The sequence below is a fragment of the Bradyrhizobium sp. MI1.7 genome, assembly GCF_055811795.1.
Genome location: NZ_JBVVPO010000026.1, coordinates 33,869 through 55,236, shown reverse-complemented (window position 1 = coordinate 55,236; position 21,368 = coordinate 33,869). Strand labels below are relative to the sequence as shown.

At 62.7% G+C, this 21,368-nt stretch carries 17 protein-coding genes and 4 pseudogenes; 10 read left to right on the top strand and 11 right to left on the bottom strand.

Annotated elements, in window-relative coordinates; translation table 11 throughout:
• The first annotated feature begins 31 nt into the window (after window positions 1–31).
• The 5 genes from AC0L3X_RS23155 to AC0L3X_RS23135 all read left to right on the top strand — a co-directional run bounded on the left by AC0L3X_RS23155 (window position 32) and on the right by AC0L3X_RS23135 (window position 6,906).
• Window positions 32–976: a hypothetical protein gene (locus AC0L3X_RS23155; RefSeq protein WP_354100333.1), complete on the top strand. Its 945-nt coding sequence runs from the start codon at window positions 32–34 to the stop codon at window positions 974–976.
• Window positions 973–1,644: a P-loop NTPase family protein gene (locus AC0L3X_RS23150; protein WP_456679814.1), complete on the top strand. Its 672-nt coding sequence runs from the start codon at window positions 973–975 to the stop codon at window positions 1,642–1,644. The genes AC0L3X_RS23155 and AC0L3X_RS23150 overlap by 4 nt, the downstream gene beginning before the upstream one ends.
• Before the next feature lie 188 nt (window positions 1,645–1,832).
• On the top strand, window positions 1,833–4,679 hold the full coding sequence (locus tag AC0L3X_RS23145; protein WP_473316811.1) for a TrlF family AAA-like ATPase: 2,847 nt from the start codon (window positions 1,833–1,835) through the stop codon (window positions 4,677–4,679).
• Between the two features lie 101 nt (window positions 4,680–4,780).
• Entirely contained in the window at window positions 4,781–5,347 is a 567-nt protein-coding gene (locus AC0L3X_RS23140; protein ID WP_354100336.1) for a hypothetical protein, read from the top strand.
• A gap of 245 nt (window positions 5,348–5,592) precedes the next feature.
• Complete coding sequence (locus AC0L3X_RS23135; protein WP_354100337.1) at window positions 5,593–6,906, top strand: DUF2130 domain-containing protein; 1,314 nt, start codon at window positions 5,593–5,595, stop codon at window positions 6,904–6,906.
• Window positions 6,907–6,938: 32 nt separating this feature from the next.
• On the opposite strand, the gene AC0L3X_RS23130 is transcribed toward AC0L3X_RS23135, so the two are convergent.
• Entirely contained in the window at window positions 6,939–7,406 is a 468-nt protein-coding gene (locus AC0L3X_RS23130) for a metallophosphoesterase family protein (protein WP_354100338.1), read from the bottom strand.
• Window positions 7,407–7,564: 158 nt separating this feature from the next.
• On the opposite strand from AC0L3X_RS23130, the gene AC0L3X_RS23125 reads away from it, so the two are divergent.
• The 3 genes and pseudogenes from AC0L3X_RS23125 to AC0L3X_RS23115 all read left to right on the top strand — a co-directional run bounded on the left by AC0L3X_RS23125 (window position 7,565) and on the right by AC0L3X_RS23115 (window position 9,160).
• A complete protein-coding gene (locus AC0L3X_RS23125; protein ID WP_162479020.1) occupies window positions 7,565–7,969 on the top strand; it encodes a hypothetical protein in 405 nt (134 codons plus the stop codon).
• A 20-nt stretch (window positions 7,970–7,989) separates the two neighbouring features.
• Window positions 7,990–8,439, top strand: a complete 450-nt coding sequence (locus AC0L3X_RS23120; protein WP_354100339.1) for a hypothetical protein — start codon at window positions 7,990–7,992, stop codon at window positions 8,437–8,439.
• Window positions 8,440–8,444: 5 nt separating this feature from the next.
• Window positions 8,445–9,160: pseudogene (locus tag AC0L3X_RS23115) on the top strand (SOS response-associated peptidase).
• A gap of 236 nt (window positions 9,161–9,396) precedes the next feature.
• Here the strand turns inward: AC0L3X_RS23115 and AC0L3X_RS23110 are convergent.
• From AC0L3X_RS23110 to AC0L3X_RS23070, 9 genes and pseudogenes are all read right to left on the bottom strand, one after another.
• On the bottom strand, window positions 9,397–9,792 hold the full coding sequence (locus AC0L3X_RS23110) for a (R)-mandelonitrile lyase (protein WP_210168713.1): 396 nt from the start codon (window positions 9,790–9,792) through the stop codon (window positions 9,397–9,399).
• A gap of 154 nt (window positions 9,793–9,946) precedes the next feature.
• The gene (gene paoC, locus AC0L3X_RS23105; RefSeq protein ID WP_473316810.1) at window positions 9,947–12,166 is read right to left on the bottom strand and encodes an aldehyde oxidoreductase molybdenum-binding subunit PaoC; all 2,220 of its coding nucleotides are present in this window, start codon (window positions 12,164–12,166) and stop codon (window positions 9,947–9,949) included.
• A complete protein-coding gene (locus AC0L3X_RS23100; protein WP_231145657.1) occupies window positions 12,163–13,116 on the bottom strand; it encodes an FAD binding domain-containing protein in 954 nt (317 codons plus the stop codon). Before AC0L3X_RS23100 ends, paoC begins: the two co-directional genes overlap by 4 nt.
• A complete protein-coding gene (gene paoA, locus AC0L3X_RS23095; RefSeq protein WP_473316837.1) occupies window positions 13,113–13,754 on the bottom strand; it encodes an aldehyde dehydrogenase iron-sulfur subunit PaoA in 642 nt (213 codons plus the stop codon). Before paoA ends, AC0L3X_RS23100 begins: the two co-directional genes overlap by 4 nt.
• A 143-nt stretch (window positions 13,755–13,897) precedes the next feature.
• Complete coding sequence (locus AC0L3X_RS23090; protein WP_231145658.1) at window positions 13,898–15,088, bottom strand: arabinose transporter; 1,191 nt, start codon at window positions 15,086–15,088, stop codon at window positions 13,898–13,900.
• A 33-nt stretch (window positions 15,089–15,121) separates the two neighbouring features.
• Window positions 15,122–15,547 (bottom strand): annotated as a pseudogene (locus AC0L3X_RS23085) (zinc-binding dehydrogenase); the annotation flags it as partial.
• Between the two features lie 13 nt (window positions 15,548–15,560).
• Window positions 15,561–15,788: pseudogene (locus AC0L3X_RS23080) on the bottom strand (cyclophilin-like fold protein); the annotation flags it as partial.
• A gap of 135 nt (window positions 15,789–15,923) precedes the next feature.
• The gene (locus tag AC0L3X_RS23075) at window positions 15,924–17,138 is read right to left on the bottom strand and encodes an MFS transporter (RefSeq protein WP_473316809.1); all 1,215 of its coding nucleotides are present in this window, start codon (window positions 17,136–17,138) and stop codon (window positions 15,924–15,926) included.
• 101 nt (window positions 17,139–17,239) lie between these two features.
• Window positions 17,240–18,160, bottom strand: coding sequence for a LysR family transcriptional regulator (locus AC0L3X_RS23070; protein ID WP_162479026.1), 921 nt, complete (start codon window positions 18,158–18,160; stop codon window positions 17,240–17,242).
• A 118-nt stretch (window positions 18,161–18,278) separates the two neighbouring features.
• On the opposite strand from AC0L3X_RS23070, the pseudogene AC0L3X_RS23065 reads away from it, so the two are divergent.
• A pseudogene (locus tag AC0L3X_RS23065) lies at window positions 18,279–18,662 on the top strand (SOS response-associated peptidase family protein); the annotation flags it as partial.
• Window positions 18,663–18,716: 54 nt separating this feature from the next.
• Window positions 18,717–18,983 carry a hypothetical protein gene (locus AC0L3X_RS23060; protein ID WP_162479028.1) on the top strand — a complete coding sequence of 89 codons (267 nt, stop codon included), beginning with the start codon at window positions 18,717–18,719 and terminating at the stop codon, window positions 18,981–18,983.
• Between the two features lie 136 nt (window positions 18,984–19,119).
• Here the strand turns inward: AC0L3X_RS23060 and AC0L3X_RS23055 are convergent, their stop codons facing one another.
• Window positions 19,120–21,324 (bottom strand): PAS domain S-box protein, encoded by a 2,205-nt coding sequence (locus AC0L3X_RS23055; protein WP_354100341.1) that lies wholly within the window; start codon window positions 21,322–21,324, stop codon window positions 19,120–19,122.
• Window positions 21,325–21,368 lie beyond the last annotated feature (44 nt).

Sequence of the window (21,368 nt, the reverse complement as noted above, 5' to 3'; positions counted from 1 at the left end):
AGGACGGGCGCTCGCTGGCCTCGACGAATTCATGCTGCGGCCCGGTCATCTATCCGCGATCTGTCGCATCGCCACGACGGACGGAGGATCCGCGTTCAGGTTCGAGCGGGCCGTGACCTCAAAGTTCTGCGAGCTTGTGCCGGTGCAGGATGAACTGAAGCCCGCGTTCGCTCGCTATCTCAGGGTCAAGGGTCTGAGCCCAGTGGAGGCGAACAGGAAGGGCGGACCTGATAAGGAGACCGAATACCGCTATCCGGCTCTCCGAGTCATCGATCCCGGCAAGGCGGGCGAGACGGTGGCGTCGGACGACGGGGTGGTGATGGGACAGTGGCAGGACGTTAGCCTGGCCGATCCCGACGTGCCTTCGAAGGTCGGCGCGATATCCTTCGGGGGCAAGCGGGGCTCCAAGACGGGACTGTCGCACCTGTTCGACTGGGGAGGTTTCCTGGGTCTGTTCAACGATGCAGGGGCTCTGACGAACTTTGGGCAGTTGATCGGAAAGTTTTTCGACGTCATTGGAACGCCGAACGCCAACCCTTACGTCTTCGGCCAAGAACGGCTGATCTTCGGCTTCCTGATCGTTCGGGAAGATTTCGACATGTTCGCGACACTCGTCGAACTTCTCGCCCTCGAGACCGATCCCTTGCGCAAGCAGTCGGCGATGCGGCTCTACGTCAGGGCCGTCACGCTCCTCTCAGAGAGGGCGGAGGCCTCCCGCGATCTGTCGCAGGGCCGCCGGCAAGATCTCTTCTCCCTTTGGCGCGAGGTGAAGCCGAAGAGGGAGGGAGACGATCAGATCGCATCGACGGCATGGCACCGGATCGCGGCCCGGCTGGAGAATCTGGTGGATCTCGGTCTGCTCAGGAAGGAGCCTTCGGCAGCGGCAAGTCGCACGTGCTCTTCTACATCGCCCATTCGGTGCAACAACAAGCCCCTTCGTCGATACCGGTCTTCGTCGAGGTGCCGGAGCGAATGAGGAGCTTTCTGGATCTCTACCAGCGGATCATGCCCCGTCTGCCCTGGATCCGGATCGCGCAGGTCGTCAACAACGATAGCGAACTGCCGAACTCCTCGCAGCTCAAACGCGCCGCCCGGGTGATACAGCACGGCAACGACCATGAACGCGGGCTTGCTCAGGAATGGCTTTTCGCCGGATCAGTTAACCTGCGGGATCTGAAGACCGTTGTCGGTCTTCAGACGCGGATAGACAGCGATGTCCGCGCGGCGGATTTGTTGGGCGAGCTGCTGGGAAGTCTGGGCCGGCACGGGCTAAGGGTCGTCCTGTTGTTCGACGAGTTTCAGCGGATCGGCACGCTCGCCGAGAAGAACCGTTGGCCGGTGCTGTCGAACCTCCGTTCTTTGTTCAGTCAGAATCCGACGAACCTATCCGTCGTACTCGCTGCTGCGACCAGATTGGAAAAGACGGCCGTCGATCTGCTGCCTGCCGAGCTAAGGACCCTGATCGGTCCTCGTCCGAAGATTTCGCTGCCGGAGATGAACGTCGAAGAAGCTGCCAGCTTCGTCGAAGGGCGCCTCGCAAGTTTCCGGCCGCCCGGCTATTCCGGCGACGCGTTCCATCCGCTTCAGGGTGACACGGTTCGCGAGACCATTGAATTCATCGCCGCGGAGAAGGATCTAACCTGATCGACTTCGCGGCGGGCGCGGCCACGATCTCGCCGGCGATCTTCTGGGTTAACTTGCCGAGCTTGGCGAAGATCTGTTCGGCGCCGTCGTTCGGGGGCCTACCTAAGTCGGGCACGTGCCTCCGTGGTGTGCTATTGCGCGGCCGTGCAACCTAGGGAAGTATGCTCGCCAAACAAGGGGCGGGGGAGATGAACTTCGAGGTGGGACTTCATCCAGGGACGACCTGGCACAAATGTGACTTTCAATGCCATACGCCGCGTGACCGCAATTGGGTGGGCTCCGCCGATCTATCGGGTGGGGATGAGGCAGGTGAGCTGGCACGCCAGCAATGGGCTGAAAACTTTATTGCAGCGGCCGAAGCCGCGAAGCTCCAGGCCGTCGCGATTTCGGACCACCATGATATATGCTTGTCTGCCTACGTCCTAGACGCGGCGAAGCGGTTGAATTCTGGTGTACGGGTCTTCCCGGCTGTCGAAATAACCTGCTCGGACAACGCCCAATGCCTTGTCGTCTTTGATCCAAAGGCGACTGCCGACACTCAGAAGCTTGCGCTTGGTGCGGCCGGAGACATCCTCGTCGCAGCGGCTGCGGACCCGAAGACCTGCGCCATTCTGCCGGCGCGAGAGACGGTCGCCGAATTCGTGCACGCCTTGCAAGCAGAGCGGCATTTGCGGGATGCCAGCGTTGTCCTGCCCCATTTCAGCAAAGAAGAGGACCACAAGAGCCTGAACGAGGTTGGTCATCACCCTCGGTTTGCGAACCTGCCGATCGACGGCGTCTACATTGAGCGAGCTTATGACTCGGTCGACGCAACAACGTTGGAAAAGGTACGGGGCAAAATACCCGATTGGGGCAAGCGACGGCGCGCAATATTGGCCACCGGTGACAATAGGAACGCTGACTGGAGTCGGCTTGGGGTCCACAATTGTTGGATCAAGCTTGGGGAGCATTCGATCGAGGCATTTCGTCAGGCGCTCTTGGCCGACGAGGCGCGGATCGCCTTCGAGCCGCCAACATCACCGACGGAACATCTGGTTGAGTTGCGCGTGAAAAGCACCCTAACTGGGCCAGCGCCGGTGAGGATTACCTTCAATGACGGCTTCAACGCCATCATCGGCGGGCGAGGTTCGGGGAAGAGCGCGCTGCTCGAGTACCTACGCTTCGGCCTGGGACGCACAGACAAAGACTTCGACGCCAAAATCGACCCGGAGTTCGACCGCGAAGCCAAGCTCATCAACGAAACCTTGGCGAGCGACGGCTTTGTGGAGGTCGTATTGGAGAGAGAAGGCGTTAGGGAGACCTGGAGAAGGATCATTGCAAATCGCGAAATGATAACGGTCAGCGCCGCTGGTCGGACGGTTGAGCTGACTGCAAGCGGCGCCCGCGAGCGGTTCAGGTCGCGCGCGTTCCGGCAGAAGGGCCTCTCGAGCACAATGAACGACCCGGCCACAGCGTCCGAGCAAATAACCGGCATTGCTGCCGCTGAAGAGGTTGATCGAGAAAGGGACGTCAAAAGAGCCATCGAAACCGCCCAGCGCAGCGTGGGCACGGCTCTCAATAACCTAGCAGCGCTTTGGCAGTCACGGTTTGATTGCAAGCAGACCGCAGAAAAGGTCGAGGATCTTCGAGAGCGTATCGCGGCACTTACCAAGCGCCTCGAAGAGGAGGGCCTTTCCCCAGAAGCACTGGCGACTATCGAAGAGGGACCGAAGTACGGTAGGGCCAACGAATTTATCTCGGCCGTAGGAGACCAGGCGGAAAACGCTAAGGCCGCCCTGGATCGTCTTGAAAACGCGACGTTGACCGTCGACCTGGTGGCCTATGAAGGTGCCGCTGATTTCAATGAGGTTGCCGAGCTGGCACGCGACCTGGTGGTGGCAAAGGGAGCCGTCAAAACGTCGATTGAGTCTGCCAAAAGTATGCTGGACTTGCTTTTGGGAAAGCAACATATCGCGAAAGATGCGTTTGCGATCAAGCGGGACGCGTTCGCTCTAGTTTATACCGCTGCGGTCGAGGCGCAAGGCAAACACAGCAACCTGATAGACGAGGTCGCACGGCTTAACGGGGAGTTGCAGACTGCTGAAGCTGCTCGAGCCCGCGCCCGGAGTGCGGAGCTGACACAAGCTAACGCGGAGAAGAGCTATACGGATGCGGTCGCACATCTAGACAACTTGGTGAGCCAGCGGTACGCGATCTTAAAGTCAGCAGCCGACGCCGTCGCGGGGAAGTCCAGCAATTTGCTCAAAGCGCGGGTCCGCAGAGATCGTCTGCCGCTACAGTACCGCCTTGCCTTGCATAAGCTTTTTGAAGCGTCGGGCACGCAATTGGTCGAGGAGAGCTGCACGGACTGGGTCAAATCGACCCTTGAGGCGGACGAGACCGAGGGATGGGCCAAGCTCCTCCAGCAGTTCGTCGCGCTATATGAGGCCAAGATCATGGCCGGATCACCGCCTGACGCAAGTGACGGCCTACTCAGTGCACTGCAGGCCGTTATCTTCAATGGAACGCGGCAGCTTACCGAGCGTCAACGCAAGCGCATCTATCAGAACCTTACGGATACGACGGTCGCTGCCATCGTCGCAGCGGTTCCGGCAGATGCCATTAACATGTCGTATCTGGACGACAATAGACCGATTGATTTTCGAATGGCGTCACCCGGTCAGCAGGCCTCTGCACTATTGGAGCTACTGCTGAAGCAGTCGGCCGGAACGTTAATCATAGACCAGCCTGAAGATGACTTGGACAACCGTGTCATCATGCGGATTGTCGAGCTTTTGCGGACGTCGAAGTCCACGCGACAGCTCGTATTCACTACACACAATGCGAACATCGTCGTAAACGGGGACGCCGATAAGATCATTGCGCTCAAATCGCCCGAGCCATCGTCGAACCCGAACAACAACTCGCCTCGTGTACAGCTCGATTGCGACGGCGCGATCGAAACGCCGGCCGTCAGCAGCACGATCACATCGATCATGGAAGGTGGCCGCGAAGCGTTCGACCTGCGCGGCCGCAAGTATCGATTCGATGTATGACCGTGGCATTGCCTATGGGGTAAAGCACTGTCTGTAATATTAACTCATTGCCATTGTTCATAATATCAATTGTGGAATTTGTGCCGCGGGGGCGGTTCAGCATGGTCATCATCCAAAGCAGATTCATCGGCGATTTTGTTATTGGAGACAACATCGTTCAAAATCTTAGAATCCTGGCGCTGCAGTACGAGCAGTTCAACGCAGGCAATGCCGCAACGAGGCGCTTGCTTTGCAAACCAATCGTGGTCGCTCTAGGTTCAATCGTCGAGGCCAGCCTGCATGATCTGCATACGAGGATCAGAACTTTCACCATAGAAGGCGTCAAAAATATCACGACATCGGCGGCCAAAGAAATACGGGACCTCAAAAAGCTCGATGACTTTGGCAAATACATCAATGCAGCGAAAACGCATGACCTTTTCGACGCTGCTGACAGCACCTTATATGCAGACCTCGATAAGCTGCGACTCCTCCGCAACCGGGTTCACATTCAAAATCTCAAAGACAAAACATTGCCGGCGAAAGAATATCATGTCTTCACAACCGCGCAGAAAGATTTCGCTGAGCGGGTAACGGAAAAAACTCTCAAGACGTTGTCGCGAAAATTTTCGCGGGAGCATGATCATGTCGATGAGCTCCGGCGACCGTGGAACGCGTATTTCGTTTGATCAGACGATTGCTGCCCAACGAGATCACGCAGACCGAGACCGAAGCTGGTCGAGATGAAGCAGCCGGACCTCCTCCAAGCTGTCCGGGGGCAGTTCAAGCTGGTTTCAGTGGAAAAGCTGGTTCGCATGCTCACAACTTTCGACCAACTGTGAAAATCACGGTAAAGCCGGATCGCCAACGGGGCGAAGCTGGCCGGATCACGTTTATTCCGGCAGCGTAGCGCTAGGAACCAGAGGGAGGACTCATGAGCTTCAAAGCAACCGCGGCCGGCGCCGCGCATGAGCCCACCCTTCAGTGCCCCAACTGTAACCATGAAATTCGACTGACTGAGTCATTGGCGGCTCCTCTCCTTGCGGAAACCCGGCAGCGGTTCCAGGAACAGCTGGCGGCTAAGGATGCGGAAGTTACCCGAAGGACCGAGGCCCTGCGGCAGGAGCGTGAGCAGGTCCTGAAGGACCGTGAGGCGATCGAAGACCAGGTCAAGCAGCGGCTTGCAGCCGAGCGGAGCCAGCTGGTCGTTACCGAAGGCAAGAAGGCGCGCGAGGCGGCCGCGGCCGAGCTGCAGGCCAAGGCTAACGAAGCGACCGAGCTGCGGCAGGCTTTGGCTGCCAACAACACCAAGCTCGCGGAGGCGCAGCAGCAACAGGCCGATTTGATGCGCAAACAGCGTGCGCTTGACGACGAGAAGCGCGAGCTAGACCTTACTGTTGAAAAGCGGGTGCAGGCCTCCGTTGAGCAGATCCATACGAAGGCACGCCAGGAGGCCGATGAAGCCTCGCGGTTGCGGGTAGCTGAGAAGGATCAGACTATCGAGTCGATGGCGCGGACGATCGAGGAGCTCAAGCGCAAGGCCGAGCAAGGCTCGCAGCAGTCCCAAGGCGAAGTGTTCGAGCTGGAGCTCGAGGAGCTGTTGCGCGGACGATTCCCGACCGACTCGATCGAACCTGTCGCTAAAGGCGAGCTCGGTGCCGACGTCATCCAGCAGGTCAATGGCGCGGTCGGCCAGCCCGCCGGCATCATCCTTTGGGAAACCAAGCGAACGAAGGCCTGGAGTGATGGATGGCTCGCCAAGTTGCGCGACGATCAACGCCGCTCCGGCGCCGATGTAGCCCTCATCATCTCACATGCCCTACCCAAGCAGATCGAGCAATTTGATCTGATGGACGGCATTTGGGTGGCTCATCCGCGCTGCGCGCTGCCAGTTGCGGTCGCGCTTCGCCAGGCGTTGATTGACGTCAGCAACTCCCGCTTGGTCCAGCAGGGTCAGCAAACCAAAATGGAGCAGGTCTACCACTACCTGACCGGCACCAAGTTCAGGCAGCGCGTGGAAGCGGTCGTCGAGAAGTTTAACGACATGCGCAAGGACCTCGATAGCGAGCGCAAGTTCATGGTCCGCCAGTGGGCCAAGCGCGAAACCCAAATCTTCTCGGTGATCGACTCGACCGTCGGTATGGTCGGCGACTTACAGGCCATCGCCGGCAAGGCCATGCCAGAGATTGCAAGCCTCGATATGCCGCTTCTCGAAGATGGGATCGAGCCTCGACAGAAAGTCGGGTGATTGACAGACGTCGATGCTGAGTTGTCCGCCCCCTATCCGACTTCAAGATCGTGGATAATCGGTTTCAGTCCGTCGAGCGTGACTTCCAGGCTCGCAAGCGTGATCGGTAGCCTGAAGCGCCGGCGCCCGGCACTGCCAGAATTTACGTAGAGCACGCCGTCGACGGTGTTCACCTTCGGCACGTGGGAGTGCCCGGAAACTACGACATCGACGCCCTCAGCTACGGGATCGATCTTAATGGCGTTGAGATCGTGGAGAACGTAGAACAGCCGTCCCGCGAGCCGCACGAACTCGGTTTCGGCAAATTCGGTGGCCCACGCGCCCGTATCCACGTTGCCTCTGATCGCCGTGACGGGAGCAATTCTCCGCAGCGCGGTAATGATCTCGGGATCGCCAATGTCGCCGCCATGAATGATGTGGTCGACATGGGCCAGCGCGCGCAGCGCCTCCGGCCTGAGCAGGCCGTGCGTATCCGAGATGATGCCAACTGTGCAGTTCATGGAGCTCCGGTTGAAGCAAGTGGGCCTCGGACTGATGCAACGCCGGTGCCCGGGAATCAACCGCCGAAGCCGACTTCCGCCGGTGGCCAGCCACCACCCCCGCGGCTTCCCGCGATTTGCGACTCGACTCAAATGTTCTTGTTATGTTCTAATGCCTCATGACCGACCGCCCTGCCAGCTGGCGCTTTCCCACCATGAAGCAAATCCAAAAACTCGCATCCAACCTCAGCGGCGATCAAAAACCCCCGCCAGCGCCCGCCCTAGGACCGGCAGACGACCTTCCAGTCGAGTACTGGCGGGCGCTATTGGACGATTCGGGCGCCGAGGCGCGACCAAGCGGCTCCGGAGCGGCGCTGCGGCTGAGCCAAATTCCTCAGCATATTCTTAGGGTCAACTGCCGCCGCTGCGGGCGGGCCGTCGAAATCCAAAAGGTCGATGCCGTCAGGCTGTACGGTCCCGACGCCATCTGGCGGGATGTCGGCCAGCGCCTGCTGAACAACACGTGCACGCAGCGGACCGGGCGCCATGAGGAAGACGGGTGCTGGCCGTCGTACGAAACCTGACGCTCCGGAGAGACCGGGCGATGGCGCCGAAGCACCACCCGACGCCCCTGTCCGGAGGCGATCGCAAGGCGCTCGCAAAGGAGCTTGGCAAGGCCCGAGCGATGACGACGATTCTGGCCGCGCAGTCCGCCGAGGCCCGGGCCAAAGGCGAGGCCCTGATCCGGACGGCGGACAAGCTGCTCGCGGAAAGCTGGAACGAACGCATGTGGTCAGTAGGCGAGCCGATCGACCCGTCGCCCACGATCGACCAGGCGATCAACGGCGGCTATGGCTGGCTCCAGATCGAGTGCTCACGCTGCAAGGCCGCCCGCGACGTCGATCTGGCGGCGCTTACCCACCCATCGACGACTTTCGTGCACGACTTGGCCAGCCGCTTGCGGTGCCGGAAGTGCGCCAAAGCCGGCAAGCGCCCGCCGGCGACCCTGCTGCAGCTCGCGCAGCGGGCCCGGCATCCGGATCCGGAGACCTGACCACCTTGTGCAACTTGTATTCGATCACCACGAACCAGGCCGCCATCGCCGCGCTGTTCCGGGTCGTCAACCGGTACGTCGGTAACCTCGCGCCGATGCCCGGCGTGTTTCCGGACTACAGGGCGCCGATCGTCCGAACGGGCGCCGAGGGCCGCGAGCTCGCGATGGCACGCTCGCGGATGCCGTCATCATCGATAGCTTTGATGGATGCGACGAAGAAGCGGGCGGGGAAGCTGCAAGGAAGGGCAAGACCGTCGACTTCAAGGAATTGCTCCAGCTGGAGCCGGATTCTGGAACCACCAACATCCGCAACGTGAAGAGCAAACACTGGACGAGGTGGCTCGCCCCCGAGAACCGCTGCGTGGTGCCGTTCAACAGCTTCAGCGAGTTCAACAAGGCCGAGGGCGGCGACATCTGGTTCGCGCTCGACGAGACCCGCCCGCTTCTCTGCTTCGCCGGCATCTGGACCAACTGGACGTCGGTCCGGAAGGTGAAGGAGGGCGAGACCACCAACGACCTCTACGCGTTCCTCACGACGGAGCCGAACGCCGAGGTCGGGGCCATCCACCCGAAGGCGATGCCCGCGATCCTGACAACGCCCGAAGAGGTCGAGACTTGGATGACCGCGCCCGCGGCGGAAGCCTTGAAGCTGCAGCGGCCGCTTCCGGACGGGGCGCTCCGGATCGTCGCCCGCGGCGTCAAGGAAGATATGGTTGGGTAGACGAGGCGCATGACCGACATACGCGAAATCCTCAGATCTCAACCGCTGCGAATAGGCATTTCGACTCGCTCCTCTTCAATCTCGAAGAAGAGCACGCCGTCTTCCTGAGCGAAGGGGCTCAGGCCTGCGCAGCGTTGCAGCTTAACCACAAGCCGTTCCAGCTCAGCGCTCCGGGACGATCGGCTGCTGCTGGCTGGACAAACCATCTGAAGATTAGCACTGCCCAGCCTGTCCAATCACTTGCGATACTGCTCGTCGCTCACCTTTTCCATCCAGGTCACCGGACTTCCGTTCAGGGATTCCTGGATTGCGATATGGGTCATCGCCGTTGTCGGCGAAGCGCCGTGCCAGTGCTTCAGGCCGGGCGGAAACCAAACCACGTCGCCGGGGCGCACTTCTTCGATAGGTCCTCCGTTCCTCTGCACCCATCCAAAGCCGGAGGTGATGATCAGTGTCTGGCCGAGCGGATGCGTGTGCCACGCCGTGCGAGCGCCCGGCTCGAACGTCACATGAGCGCCGCCCACCCGCGCAGGGTCGGGCGCCTGGAAAAGCGGATCCACACGCACCGCTCCGGTAAACCACTCAGCCGACCCCTTGGTGGAAGGCCGCGATCCGCTTCGCTTGATGTCGATGTCCATGTCCTCATTCCTCTGCTTCGCGATCGACAGCTCCGCACCGACTCTCCTTGCGGCGAGCGCGGCGAGGCCTGCAGCCGTGGCCACTATGATGCCGCGGACATGCCTCGCCTATTGTGGTCGCTTCGGAGGAAGCCTCCGCAGTGCCCGGTCAAGAGACCTCCGGTAACCTGTCGAGGTGTTTGTCCAAAGTGATGGGATAATTACGCACGCGCACGCCCGTCGCATTGTAGACGGCATTGGCGACGGCCGCCGCGACCCCGCATATGCCGAGCTCGGCCACGCCCTTCGCCTTCATCGGCGAGACCTTGTCGTCGGCCTCTTCGAGGAAGATCACTTCCTGATGTGGAATGTCGGCATGGACGGGCACCTCATAGCCGGCAAGGTCGTGATTGACGAAGAAACCGCGTCGCTTGTCGACCGCGAGCTCCTCCATCAACGCGGCTCCCGCGCCCATCGTCATGGCTCCGATTACTTGGCTCCGCGCGGTCGTGGGATTGAGGATGCGGCCGGCCGCGCACACGGCCAGCATGCGGCGGATCCGGACCTCACCGGTGAAGCTGTCAACGGCGGCTTCCACGAAGTGGGCTCCGAACGTGGATTGTTGGTAGCTCTTGTCCAGGCCTCCCCATTCGATCTTGTCCTCGGCGACGAGTTCGCCTTCGCGGACGGCGTCGGCAAGCTTCGCGGAACGGTTTCCACTCATCACCTGGCCGTCCGAGAACGTCGCCTCCGCCGAGTTGAAGCCGAGTCGCTGCGCAACGGCTTCCCGAAGCTTTACGCAGGCCGCGTAGACGCCCGATGTCGAACAGTTCGCGCCGAACTGCCCTCCGGATCCGGACGAGACGGGGAAGGCGGAATCGCCCAGGCGAACCACGACTTTTCCGATGTCGACGCCCATCATCTCGGCGGCGGTCTGTGCGATGATCGTATAGCTGCCGGTGCCGATGTCGGTCATATCGGTTTCGACGATGACGAGCCCATCTCTCCCCAGCCTGACGCGCGCGCCCGAAGGAACCAGCAGATTGTTTCGAAAGGCGGCCGCGGTGCCCATGCCGACGAGCCAGTGTCCGTCCCGCACGGCTCCCGGAGTCGCGCTCCGGCGCGTCCAACCGAAACGTTCGGCACCCTCGCGCAAACAACGCACCAGGTTGCGCTGGGAGAAAGGACGGTCCGGCTTCTCGGGGTCAACCTGGGTGTCGTTGCGCACGCGCAGCTCGACCGGATCCAGGCTCAGCCTCTCGGCCAGTTCGTCCATCGCGATCTCGAGCGCCATCATGCCAGGGGCCTCGCCGGGGGCGCGCATCGCATTCCCTTCCGGCAGGTCCATGACGGCGAGCCGCATCGAAGTGAGACGATTGGGGCCGGCATATAGCAGTCTCGTTTGATTGGTCGCCGTCTCCGGCTGACCATCGGGGAGATCGCCGGAGCCGCTTTCGTGCGCGATGGCAATGATGCGCCCATCCGCGCCCGCCCCGATCCGGATGCGCTGCCGCGTGGCGGGGCGGTGGGTCGTATTGTTCGGAATGAACGGCCGGGATAACGCGACTTTGACCGGCCGGCCGGCCGCCTTCGCCCCCAGCGCGGCCATCACCGCGTCGGAGCGCAGGAACAGCTTGCAGCCGAAGCCGCCCCCGATGTAGGGCGATACGAAGCGGACGTTCTCCTTAGGAACACCGAGCGTGGTTGCGAGATCCGTCCTGCCCCAGTCTATCATCTGGTTGGACGTCCACACCGTCAGCTTGTCGCCGTTCCAGGCTGCGATCGAAGCATGAGGCTCCATCATCGAGTGGCTCTGGTCCGGGGTCGTGTATAGCTCGTCGAGCTTCATCGGTGCCTGAGCGAAGGCCTGTTCGAAGTCCCCGGTACGACTTTCGGGAGGCGCATCCTTTTCGGGACTGTTGGGGTCCTTTGCAAGAGGAGCAGTTTTCAGCGCCTCCTCGAGATCGAACCTGCCATCGGCGGGCGCGTATTCGACGCGTATCAGCGCGGCCGCGGCCGTCGCCTCCTCGAAGGTCTCCGCTACGACCACCGCGATTGCCTGGTGATAGTGATCGATCTCAGGGCCGCCGAGCAGTTTGGCCGTGTTGAATTTGCCCTTGCCGAGCTTGCCGGCGTTCTCGGCGGTCACGACCGCCAGAACCCCAGGCGCGCGCTCCGCCTCCGCGAGATTCATGCTGGCGATGCGGCCCTTGCCGATCGCGGACCCGACGATGGCCCCGTAGGCCGGATTGGTCACAACGTCGTGGTGCTCATAGGCGTACGGCGCCCTTCCCGTCGTCTTCAAGGGGCCGTCGATGCGGGGATGTGCTCGTCCCACCACCTGCATGCGGTCGATGGGGTTGGCTTCGGCGGGTTTGTCGAATTTCATCGCTGCCTCGCATCGTTCAGAGCGGCGGCAACCGTCCGCTCGACCAGGGGTATCTTGAACGCGTTGTCGTTGGTCGTTTTCGCATCGGCGAGCAACCGTGCGGAGAAGGCCTTGGCACCTTTGGGCAGATCGGCTTCGGCGTCTTCGACCCGCCACGGCTTGTGGGCCACGCCGCCGACGGCCACACGTCCGGTCCCGTCGCGCTGCAGGACTGCCGCGACGGAGACCAGCGCGAACGCGTAGGACGCCCGATCACGGACCTTTCTGTAGACGTGCGTCCCGCCGATCGGGGGCGGCAGCGTCACCGCGGTGATCAGTTCGCCTGAGGCCAACGTCGTTTCGATGTGCGGGGTATCTCCCGGCAGGCGGTGGAATTCGGCGATCGGGATTTTACGCGTTCGACCCCCGTCGTCGACGGTCTCCACCTCAGCGTCAAGCGCGCGCATGGCGACGGCCATATCCGAGGGGTTGGTCGCGATGCACGATTCGCTGGTTCCGATCACGCCCAATTGTCGGCTGAAACCCTCGATAGCTGCGCAGCCGGAGCCCGGGCTTCGTTTGTTGCACGGCTGATTGGTGTCGTAGAAGTAGGGACAGCGCGTGCGCTGGAGCAGATTGCCGGCCGTCGTCGCCTTGTTGCGGAGCTGGCCGGAGGCGCCGGCGAGGAGCGCGCGGCTGAGCACGCCGTAATCTTTCCGGACGCGCAGGTCGGCGGCAAGCGCAGTGTTTCTGACCAACGCGCCGATGCGGAGCCCGCCGTCCTGGGTATTCTCGATCTTGTCAAGGCCGAGCCCGTTGACGTCGATGAGATGTCGCGGCGTCTCGATCTCAAGTTTCATCAGGTCGAGGAGGTTGGTGCCGCCGGCGATGAATTTCGCGCCTGGCGTTTCCTTCGCCTTGGCCGCGGCTTCTTGGGCCGATGCGGCGCGTTCGTAAGTGAATTCCTTCATGTGCTGCTCCCCGCAACCTCGGCGATGGCCTCGGCGATGTTGGAGTAGGCGCCGCAGCGGCAGATGTTGCCGCTCATGCGTTCGCGCAGCTCGATATTCGTCAAGTGAGGTGAAGCGGTCAGGTCGGCGCTGACATGGCTCGGGATCCCCGCCTTGATCTCGTCGAGCACCGCCACCGCCGAGCAGATCTGCCCAGGCGTGCAATAACCGCACTGATAGCCGTCATGTTTGATGAAGGACGCCTGCATGGGATGAAGCCGCTCGGGCTGGCCCAATCCCTCGACCGTGGTGATCCTGTCGCCTTCGTGCATGACGGCGAGCGTGAGACACGAATTGATGCGCGTTCCATTCACGATCACCGTGCAGGCCCCGCACTGACCGTGGTCGCATCCCTTCTTGGTGCCGGTCAGGCTGAGATTCTCCCGCAGGGCATCGAGAAGCGTCGTGCGGTTGTCGACTTGAAGGCTGCGCGGCTTTCCGTTCACCTCGAACGATACGCCGGTCGGACGCTGCGAGCGCTTTTGACTCGAGGGTTGCGATTGCGCCTGTGCGCCGGGGACGACCCCGACCATCGCCGTCGCTGTGCCGGCAGCCAGAAGGCGCCGCCTCGATACTTCCAGTTTGACCGGTTTTGGCATGTCGTCTCCTAGATTTCCGCCGATCTGGGGCATGTTCCGACGTTAATTCCCATGTCGGGCAGGGGTTCGAATGCGCAGCGTTTGATGAAACGATGAGCCGTTCTCACGCATGGAACTTCGTCGTCCGATATCCTCGGGCATTCTCATTCGGCTCCTTCCGGAGCTGTCGGATGCGACAACAGCCACAAAGCTACAAGCGCAGCGCAGAGCACCGTGCCCGCACTGGCGAGAAACACGGTGTTCAGCCTCGCGTCGGCCGCGATCAGGCCGAGCGCAGGACTCGCGAGTCCTTGAGCGAGATCCAGGAACGCCGTGTAGGCTCCCATGGCAAGGCCACGGCTCTGCGCCGGCACCCGGCGTACCGCCTCCACGCCGAAGCCGGGATAAACCAGCGAGAAGCCGAAGCCGGTAAGCGCGGCGCCGGCGAGCGCCATCTCCGGACGGACGGCCAACCAGATCAGCGTCTGGCCGAGGGCTTCAACCACCGCGAAGATCAACGCGACTTTAGCGCCGCCGATCGCGTCGGCCAGATGACTCAGGAAAATCCGCGCCAGAATGAAGGCGAGGGCATAGGACGTGTAGGCCAGCCAACCGTTGGCCCAACCTTGGTTCGCGAACAGCAACGCGACGAACGTCGTCACTGCGCCGAAGCCTACGCTGCCCAGTGCAGAGCCCAATCCCGGCACCCAGACGGCCCCGAGAACTTCGGCGAAAGAAAAGCGGGCATGGACAGCCGGCGCAACCGTCCGGAGCGGAGCTACGATCAGCAGGGTCAGCAGCGGCGCTGCGGCCGTAGCCGCGCCGATCGCGACAAACCCGTGAGAGGCGTAGAGTGCAGCGCCGGCCGGCGCCCCGATCGCGAAGGCCGCGAACATCGCTGACCCCACCCAAGCGATGACCTTGCCCGTGCTGCGGGAATCCGCGAGCGCCAGTCCCCAGCTCACGGCAGCCGTGATGATGAAGCTTTCGGCGCCGCCGAGCAGCCCTCGTCCCAGCAGAAGGATCGCCACCGAGATCAGAGGGATCTCGGTAAAGCCGAGCGAAAGCAGGTAAAGCACGCCGGAAGCCGCAGCCGCCAGCAGGCCGACGACCACACCTCGCTTTGCGCCCCGGCCGTCGGAGAAGTTGCCCGCCCACGGTCGCGAGACTAGAGAAGCGGCGAACTGGCTGCCGGCGACGAGCCCGACCACGAAGGTGCCTTGGCCCAACCCATCGTGCACATGGAGCGGAAGAACAGGCATCGCGACGCCGACGACGAGAAAGGCGACGAAAACCACCGCCATGATCGGCCAAAGGATCGTTGCGAGGCTTTGCGCCGCAGCGGACTTTGGCATCACTGTATCCGACATCGCGATAGCGCCTCGGCCTTACACCGTGAGCATCGTCTTGATCGCTCGCCTTTCGTCCATCGCGCGATATCCTTCCGCGACTTCGGAGAGAGGTAGCGAGAGATCGAACACTTTCCCGGGCTTGATTCTGCCCTTGAGAACGCGGTCCATCAGATCAGGTAGGAAGCGACGGACTGGGGCCGGGCCACCGAGCATGCGCCGCTGCGCGAAGAACATCGCCTGCCCGTCGAAGGTGACGCCATGCGGCACCCCGACATAGCCGATCGATCCACCAGGACGGACGGAATCGATCGCCTGCGTCATGGATTCCTGCGTACCGACGCACTCCAGGACGGAGTCCGCACCGACCCCGGCCGTGAGCTCTTTCACGCGCTCTATCCCCAAGGCCCCTCGTTCGGCCACGATGTCGGTCGCGCCGAAGTCTCGCGCCAGCTCCTGCCGGCTCCTGCCGGCTCTTAAGGTTGCCCCACGGTGCGTAGTAACAGAGATCGCCCGGGGCCTCGTTCGAGAAGGGACCGCCTCTTTCTTCCGTAAGCCTGCGCGGCAGGTAGGCGATTTTCTCGTTGGTCGAATAGTCCTCGATACCGAGATCCAAAGGCAACATCGCCGCGAATTCGCGGGCGGACGGATTGTCCTCCAGCGTTACCGTGAAGGTCTGATCCGCGAAACTGCAACGGATACGCATGGTCGCCGTTCCTCCGGTTTGTGCCTCAACAGCCGTCGTTTCGGCGAACGCGGCCTGCGGCATTAGATCGGTCGAGATCATCGCGAATACGAGCCGCCGGCGAGACAGTCCATTCTCAGTAGTCGGCTTCATGGATTACGCCTCCACTGAGCAGCTGGCGCGGGCATCGAGAACGGCCAGCAACGCCGAAGCTCCAAGCAGCCCCGCACTCGCGAGGAATGTCGTTCGATAGCGCGCAGCGTCGAACAGGATCCCGCCGCCAGCGGCGCCGAGTGTGATCGCAAGTTGAACGACCGCCACCAACAGGCCCCCCGCAGATTCCGCGTCGTCGGGAAATCGGCGCGCGACCCACGTCCACCAGGCGACCGGCGCACCGGTTCCGATCATGCCCCAGAGGGTCAGCAGAGCCGTCGTCGGCCCGGCGAAGCTCCCCAGCGCCACCAGGCCGCAGGCGATCGCAGCGAGAGCCAAGGGAGCCAAGATGAGGGGCGTCGAAAGACTGCGCGCCGCCATGCGCCCGATCAGCCAAGTGCCGATCACGCCGGCGATGCCCATGACGAGCAGCACCCCGGAGAGCGCGGAAACATCGAGACGCGTGACGGTTTCGAGAAAGGGCCGCAGGTATGTGAACAGGGCGAACTGTCCGGCGAACAGCAGCGCGACCGCGGCCATGCCCAGGCGGGCGTTCGGACGGCGCAGGACGCCCAGCGCACTGCGTTGCTCCTTGGCCGCCTCGGACGGCATCGACGGCAGGGTCAGCCACTGCCAGACGAAGGTGACGACGGCGAGCGGAACCACGAGGAAGAACGCGCCGCGCCAGCCGATGTACTGACCGAGAAAGCTGCCAAGGGGCGCGGCGACGGTGGTCGCGACCGCGTTGCCGCCGTTGAGCATCGCAAGCGCGCGCGGCACCTGCCTCTCCGGAACCAGCCGCATGACGGTCGCGGCGGACATCGACCAGAAACCGCCGATCACAACCCCGAGCAGGGCGCGCCCCGCCATGAGCATCGCGAAGTTGGGCGCGAACGCGACCAAGAGACCTGACGCCAGCATGAGGGCGGTCAACGAGAGCAGCAGCGTCCGACGATCGATGCCGCGGGTCATCGTGGAGATGGAGAGGCTGGTCAGCACCGCGAACAGGCCGGACACCGAGATCGCCTGCCCGGCCGCGCCCTCGGTGAGATGGAGGTCGGATGCGATCGGGGTCAGGATGCTGACGGGCATGAACTCGGAGGCGATCAGCGTCGAGACGCACAGCGCCAGCGCGAGTACGGCCCCCCATCCCGTCCGATCCGAACTCTGCCCCCGTGCCGAGGTCTCGGGGCTGCCGAGGATAGCTTGTTCGGTCACTTGCTCGCTCCGTGCGATGATCTGTGCACGGAACATAGGCCGCGAGGCGGTCGGGGATTATCCCGAACCTATGCGATGAAGCGTTGAGTTGCGCTCATCGATCAGCCGGACCCATATGGCCCGAGCGGCTGCATCTCTCGGATCAGGTCGATCAGCAGGCGCAAGCCGGTCGGCAGTTGGCGACGGCCCGGGTAATAGATGTGGAACCCGGGTCCCATCGGTGCCCAGTCGTCAAGGACGCTGCGCAGCACTCCCCGCGAAATCAGCGGGGCCGCACACGGCTGCGGGAGGTAGGCCACCGCAGCCCCTGCCTGGACAAGGGCGAGCGCGAACTGAGTCTCGTCGATCGTGATCGCGCCCGGCACATCAACGGCGACCTCTTCGCCGTCTTTCTCGAATTCCCAGTGGTAGATGCTGTCATCGCCCAGGCGGATACGCAGACATCGATGGGCGTGCAGGTCGCTCGGGTGCGAGGGCACGCCATGCCGATCGAAATAGGCTGGCGAGCCGACCACGACCCAGCAGATTTCGCCGGACAGTCGCTGCGCGACCATGTCCTCCGGCACCGTGCCGCCGTATCGAATCCCGGCGTCGGCGCCCTGAGCGACCACATCGATCAGGTGATTTGAGACGGCGACATCGATCTCGATGCCGGGATAGCGCTCGACGAACACCGGGAGGACCGGAGCCAGCAGCAACGAGCTCGCGTGCTCAAGCACGTTGAGTCGAATCCGGCCCGTGGGCTCGTCCCGATAGCGGTTAAGCGCTTCTATTGCCGTCCCGATTGCATCGAACGGGGCGGCCAGCGCCGCCTGCAACTCCTCTCCGGCGGAGGTGAGGGTGACGCTCCGGCTCGTCCGATTGAACAGCCGCACGCCCAGCCGCGCCTCCAGCGCCTTGAGCGAATGGCTCAGCGCCGAGGCGCTCACGCCGAGCTCGAGGCCGGCCCGGCGAAAGCTGCGATGCTTCGCGAGCGCCAGGAAATAGGCAAAATCGGCGAAATCGGTGCGGTTGATACGCATGTTTCGGACTCTGCCCCTTGCGCGGTCATGGTGCAACGATGATGAGTCAAACTCAACGATGTCCGCACAGGTCCAAGCTTGGCTAAAGCGAGACGGATGGAAGATCGTGCTCTGCGGGTTCGCGCTCGACGAGACCCGCCCGCTCGCATGCTTCGCCGGCATCTGGACGAGCTGGACGTGGGTTCGGAAGGTCGAGGAAGGCGAGACCACCCACGACCTCTACGCGTTCCTGACGACGGACCCCAACGCTGAAGTGGGCGCCATCCACCCGAAGGCGATGCCGGTGATCGTGACCACGCCCGAAGAGGTCGAGACCTGGATGACCGCGCCAGCCGACGAGGCCCTGAAGCTGCAGCGGCCGCTTCTGGACGGGGCGTTGCGCATCGTTGCTCGCGGCGTGAAGGAAGACCAGCGCCTATTTTGCTTAGGGTTCTGCACAGGGCCGCGGAAACAGGTGGACAAGCCTGAGCCTCTGCATTTTGGAATCCCTGACCCGTGCTAACCGCCCGGAACGAGCCGGCGATCTCAAGGATTCGTCCCGGCAGGAGCCATATCGATGCTGATGACGAGGGAAAGACCGAAGGCGATCCGGACCCTGCGCGGTTGGGCGATCCACGTGCTGCAGGAAGCCGGCGCCATCCACGAATGCGAGGAGCACGGCTGGGCAAAGGACCGTGCCGATCCGCATGCGCGCGAGCACGCGTTGGGCATCGCCAGGCAGGACCCCCCGACCGGCTTGTCTCCGGAGCAGGCGGTCGCCGAGGTGCGCGAAGTGCTGAATTCGATCGGCGATACCTGTCCGGAGTGTCCGTCTGAACGCTGAGCATGGCCTGTTTGCGCCCGGATGCCTGACACCCGGCCGGATGGGTGCTTCGGGCCTGCGACACTCGCGGAGGCCGGACCGAGAAGTGTGCGACCGCGCGTTCTGCGGGCTTCAACCGGCTGCCGCTGGGCGGGCCCTAGTCCGAAGCGCCGTCGAGAACGTCGCGCACCTTCGCCCCCAGATCGCCGAAGCTGAACGGCTTGACGATCAGCTGCACGCCCTTGTCGAGCCGCCCGTGGTGGATGATGGCGTTGCGCGCGTATCCGGTCGTAAAGAGCACCTTTAATGCAGGCCGAAGCGTTTTCGCCTGGGTTGCGACCTGTGCGCCTGTCAAGCCGCCGGGCAAAACGACGTCAGTAAAGAGGAGGTCCACGCGAGGTTGGCGCTCGAGCAATCTCAGAGCCGAGGGCCCGTCGTGAGCCTCGATGACGCGGTAGCCGAGTTCGCGCAGGGTCTCGACCGAATATGCTCTCACCTCGTCGTCGTCCTCGAGGACCAGGATGGTCTCTTCCTGTCCCGCTTCGGGATTTGGAGTGGACTCGGCTTGCTCAACACCTGCCGCTTGCGCCGCGAGCCGCGGCAAGTACAGCTTCACCGTCGTCCCTTCTCCCACTTCCGAGTAGATCTTGACGTGACCACCGGACTGCTTGACGAAACCGTATACCTGGCTGAGCCCTAGACCGGTGCCCTTGCCGACAGCTTTGGTCGTGAAAAAGGGCTCGAAAGCCTGCGCCACCGTTTTCGAGTCCATGCCGGCGCCGGTGTCCGTGACCGCGATGGCGACGTACTGCCCGGCCACGACTTCGGTGTGCGAGGCGACGTACGCCTCGTCGATGTGCGCATTGCTGGTCTCGATCGTCAGCCGACCGCCGTTCGTCATCGCGTCGCGGGCGTTGACCGCGAGATTGATGATCGCGGCCTCCAGTTCGGCCGGGTCGGCTTCGACCCGCCACACGCCTGCACCGAGGACAGTTTCCACGTCGATCGTTTCGCCGAGCGTACGATGGATCATGTCCGACAATCCGTTGACAAGTGCGTTCACATCGAGCGGCTTGGGATCGAGAGGTTGACGACGCGAAAACGCCAGGAGACGCTGGGTTAGGGTGGCTGCCCGTTGCGCGCCCGTCATCGCATTTCGCGCCGCCCGCTGCAGCCGACCCGATTCGGACGGAAGATTGCGCTGCAGGGTGTCCAGATTGCCCATAATGATCTGCAGCAGATTGTTGAAATCGTGTGCCACGCCGCCCGTGAGCTGGCCTACGGCCTCCATCTTCTGCGACTGGCGCAAGGCCTCCTCGTTCTTGCGCAGCTGTTCGGTGCGCTCGGTCACTTGCCCTTCGAGCGTGGCGTTGAGCTCGACGAGTGCCTCTTGGGCCCGCTTCCGCTCCTCGATTTCGCGCTGCATCGCTTGCGAGAGGCGGACGTTGTCGATAGCGACGGCGGCCTCGGCGGCAAGCCCGGACAGGCCCCGCTCCGAGCGCTCGTTGAACACGCCAGTCCGCGCATGCCCGAAGAACAGACCGCCGAGCACTTCACCCGTCCGGGATATGACCGAGACGGCGAGGTAGCTTCGGACCGGTAGGTGACCTTCCGGCATTCCCTTGCGGGGCGAGTTTTTCCCGTAGCGCGGATCCTTGGTGATATCTTCCGAGCGAACGATGCCTTGCCCCAGGAAGGTAGGCGCGAACACCTCGGTATTTCGCGGCATCGGGAATTTCGAGAACGCCTCGATCGGCGCTCCGGAGAGCGTATAGAGCATGTAGCTCTCGCCCGCGTTGTTGATGACGTTGTAGAAGAAGGCGCCGAACTCGGCTCCTGTAAGCGCCACGCCCGCATCCGTGACGATCTGAACGAGGCGCTCGAGGTCCGTCTCCGCGGCGAGCGCCGAGCCGGCACGGTTGAGCACTTCGAGCGCGTGGCGTTCTTCTCGGATAGCTTCTTCGGCGTTGCGTTGCGCCGTGCGGTCCCTCAAGATCTTGAGGAATCCTACAACGTCAGATTTGTCCCGGATCGGGCTGAGCTCTCCGACGGCCCAAAACCGTGAGCCATCTTTGCGAAGGCGCCAGCCTTCTTCGCCGCCACCCTTGCCCTTCGACAGCGCGTCCTCAATTTCACGGCGAAGTTGGGCTTCCTGGTCCTGTTCGGGGAACACTCGGGACAGGGATTGCCCAAGCATCTCGGCCGGCTCCCATCCGAGGATCTTGGAAGCTCCGGTATTCCAACTCGTCACTCGCCCCTGGAGATCAGTCGTAATGATGGCAGTATCGGTGGCCCCATTGACGATCTGCCTCCACTGCCACGCCGCAATCTGCGGCTCCGATTTATCCGTAATTTGGGTCATGAGCCTCCAAGGCGGGTCGAGCGGAAACGCCGTCGATCGCAATT

Coding starts and splice junctions, on each gene's coding strand:
- AC0L3X_RS23155 (WP_354100333.1), top strand. CDS start 32: ATGCTGCGGCCCGGTCATCTATCCGCGATCTGTCGCATCGCCACGACG.
- AC0L3X_RS23150 (WP_456679814.1), top strand. CDS start 973: ATGAGGAGCTTTCTGGATCTCTACCAGCGGATCATGCCCCGTCTGCCC.
- AC0L3X_RS23145 (WP_473316811.1), top strand. CDS start 1,833: ATGAACTTCGAGGTGGGACTTCATCCAGGGACGACCTGGCACAAATGT.
- AC0L3X_RS23140 (WP_354100336.1), top strand. CDS start 4,781: ATGGTCATCATCCAAAGCAGATTCATCGGCGATTTTGTTATTGGAGAC.
- AC0L3X_RS23135 (WP_354100337.1), top strand. CDS start 5,593: ATGAGCTTCAAAGCAACCGCGGCCGGCGCCGCGCATGAGCCCACCCTT.
- AC0L3X_RS23130 (WP_354100338.1), bottom strand. CDS start 7,406: ATGAACTGCACAGTTGGCATCATCTCGGATACGCACGGCCTGCTCAGG.
- AC0L3X_RS23125 (WP_162479020.1), top strand. CDS start 7,565: ATGACCGACCGCCCTGCCAGCTGGCGCTTTCCCACCATGAAGCAAATC.
- AC0L3X_RS23120 (WP_354100339.1), top strand. CDS start 7,990: ATGGCGCCGAAGCACCACCCGACGCCCCTGTCCGGAGGCGATCGCAAG.
- paoC (WP_473316810.1), bottom strand. CDS start 12,166: ATGAAATTCGACAAACCCGCCGAAGCCAACCCCATCGACCGCATGCAG.
- AC0L3X_RS23100 (WP_231145657.1), bottom strand. CDS start 13,116: ATGAAGGAATTCACTTACGAACGCGCCGCATCGGCCCAAGAAGCCGCG.
- paoA (WP_473316837.1), bottom strand. CDS start 13,754: ATGCCAAAACCGGTCAAACTGGAAGTATCGAGGCGGCGCCTTCTGGCT.
- AC0L3X_RS23090 (WP_231145658.1), bottom strand. CDS start 15,088: ATGCCAAAGTCCGCTGCGGCGCAAAGCCTCGCAACGATCCTTTGGCCG.
- AC0L3X_RS23070 (WP_162479026.1), bottom strand. CDS start 18,160: ATGCGTATCAACCGCACCGATTTCGCCGATTTTGCCTATTTCCTGGCG.
- AC0L3X_RS23060 (WP_162479028.1), top strand. CDS start 18,717: ATGCTGATGACGAGGGAAAGACCGAAGGCGATCCGGACCCTGCGCGGT.
- AC0L3X_RS23055 (WP_354100341.1), bottom strand. CDS start 21,324: ATGACCCAAATTACGGATAAATCGGAGCCGCAGATTGCGGCGTGGCAG.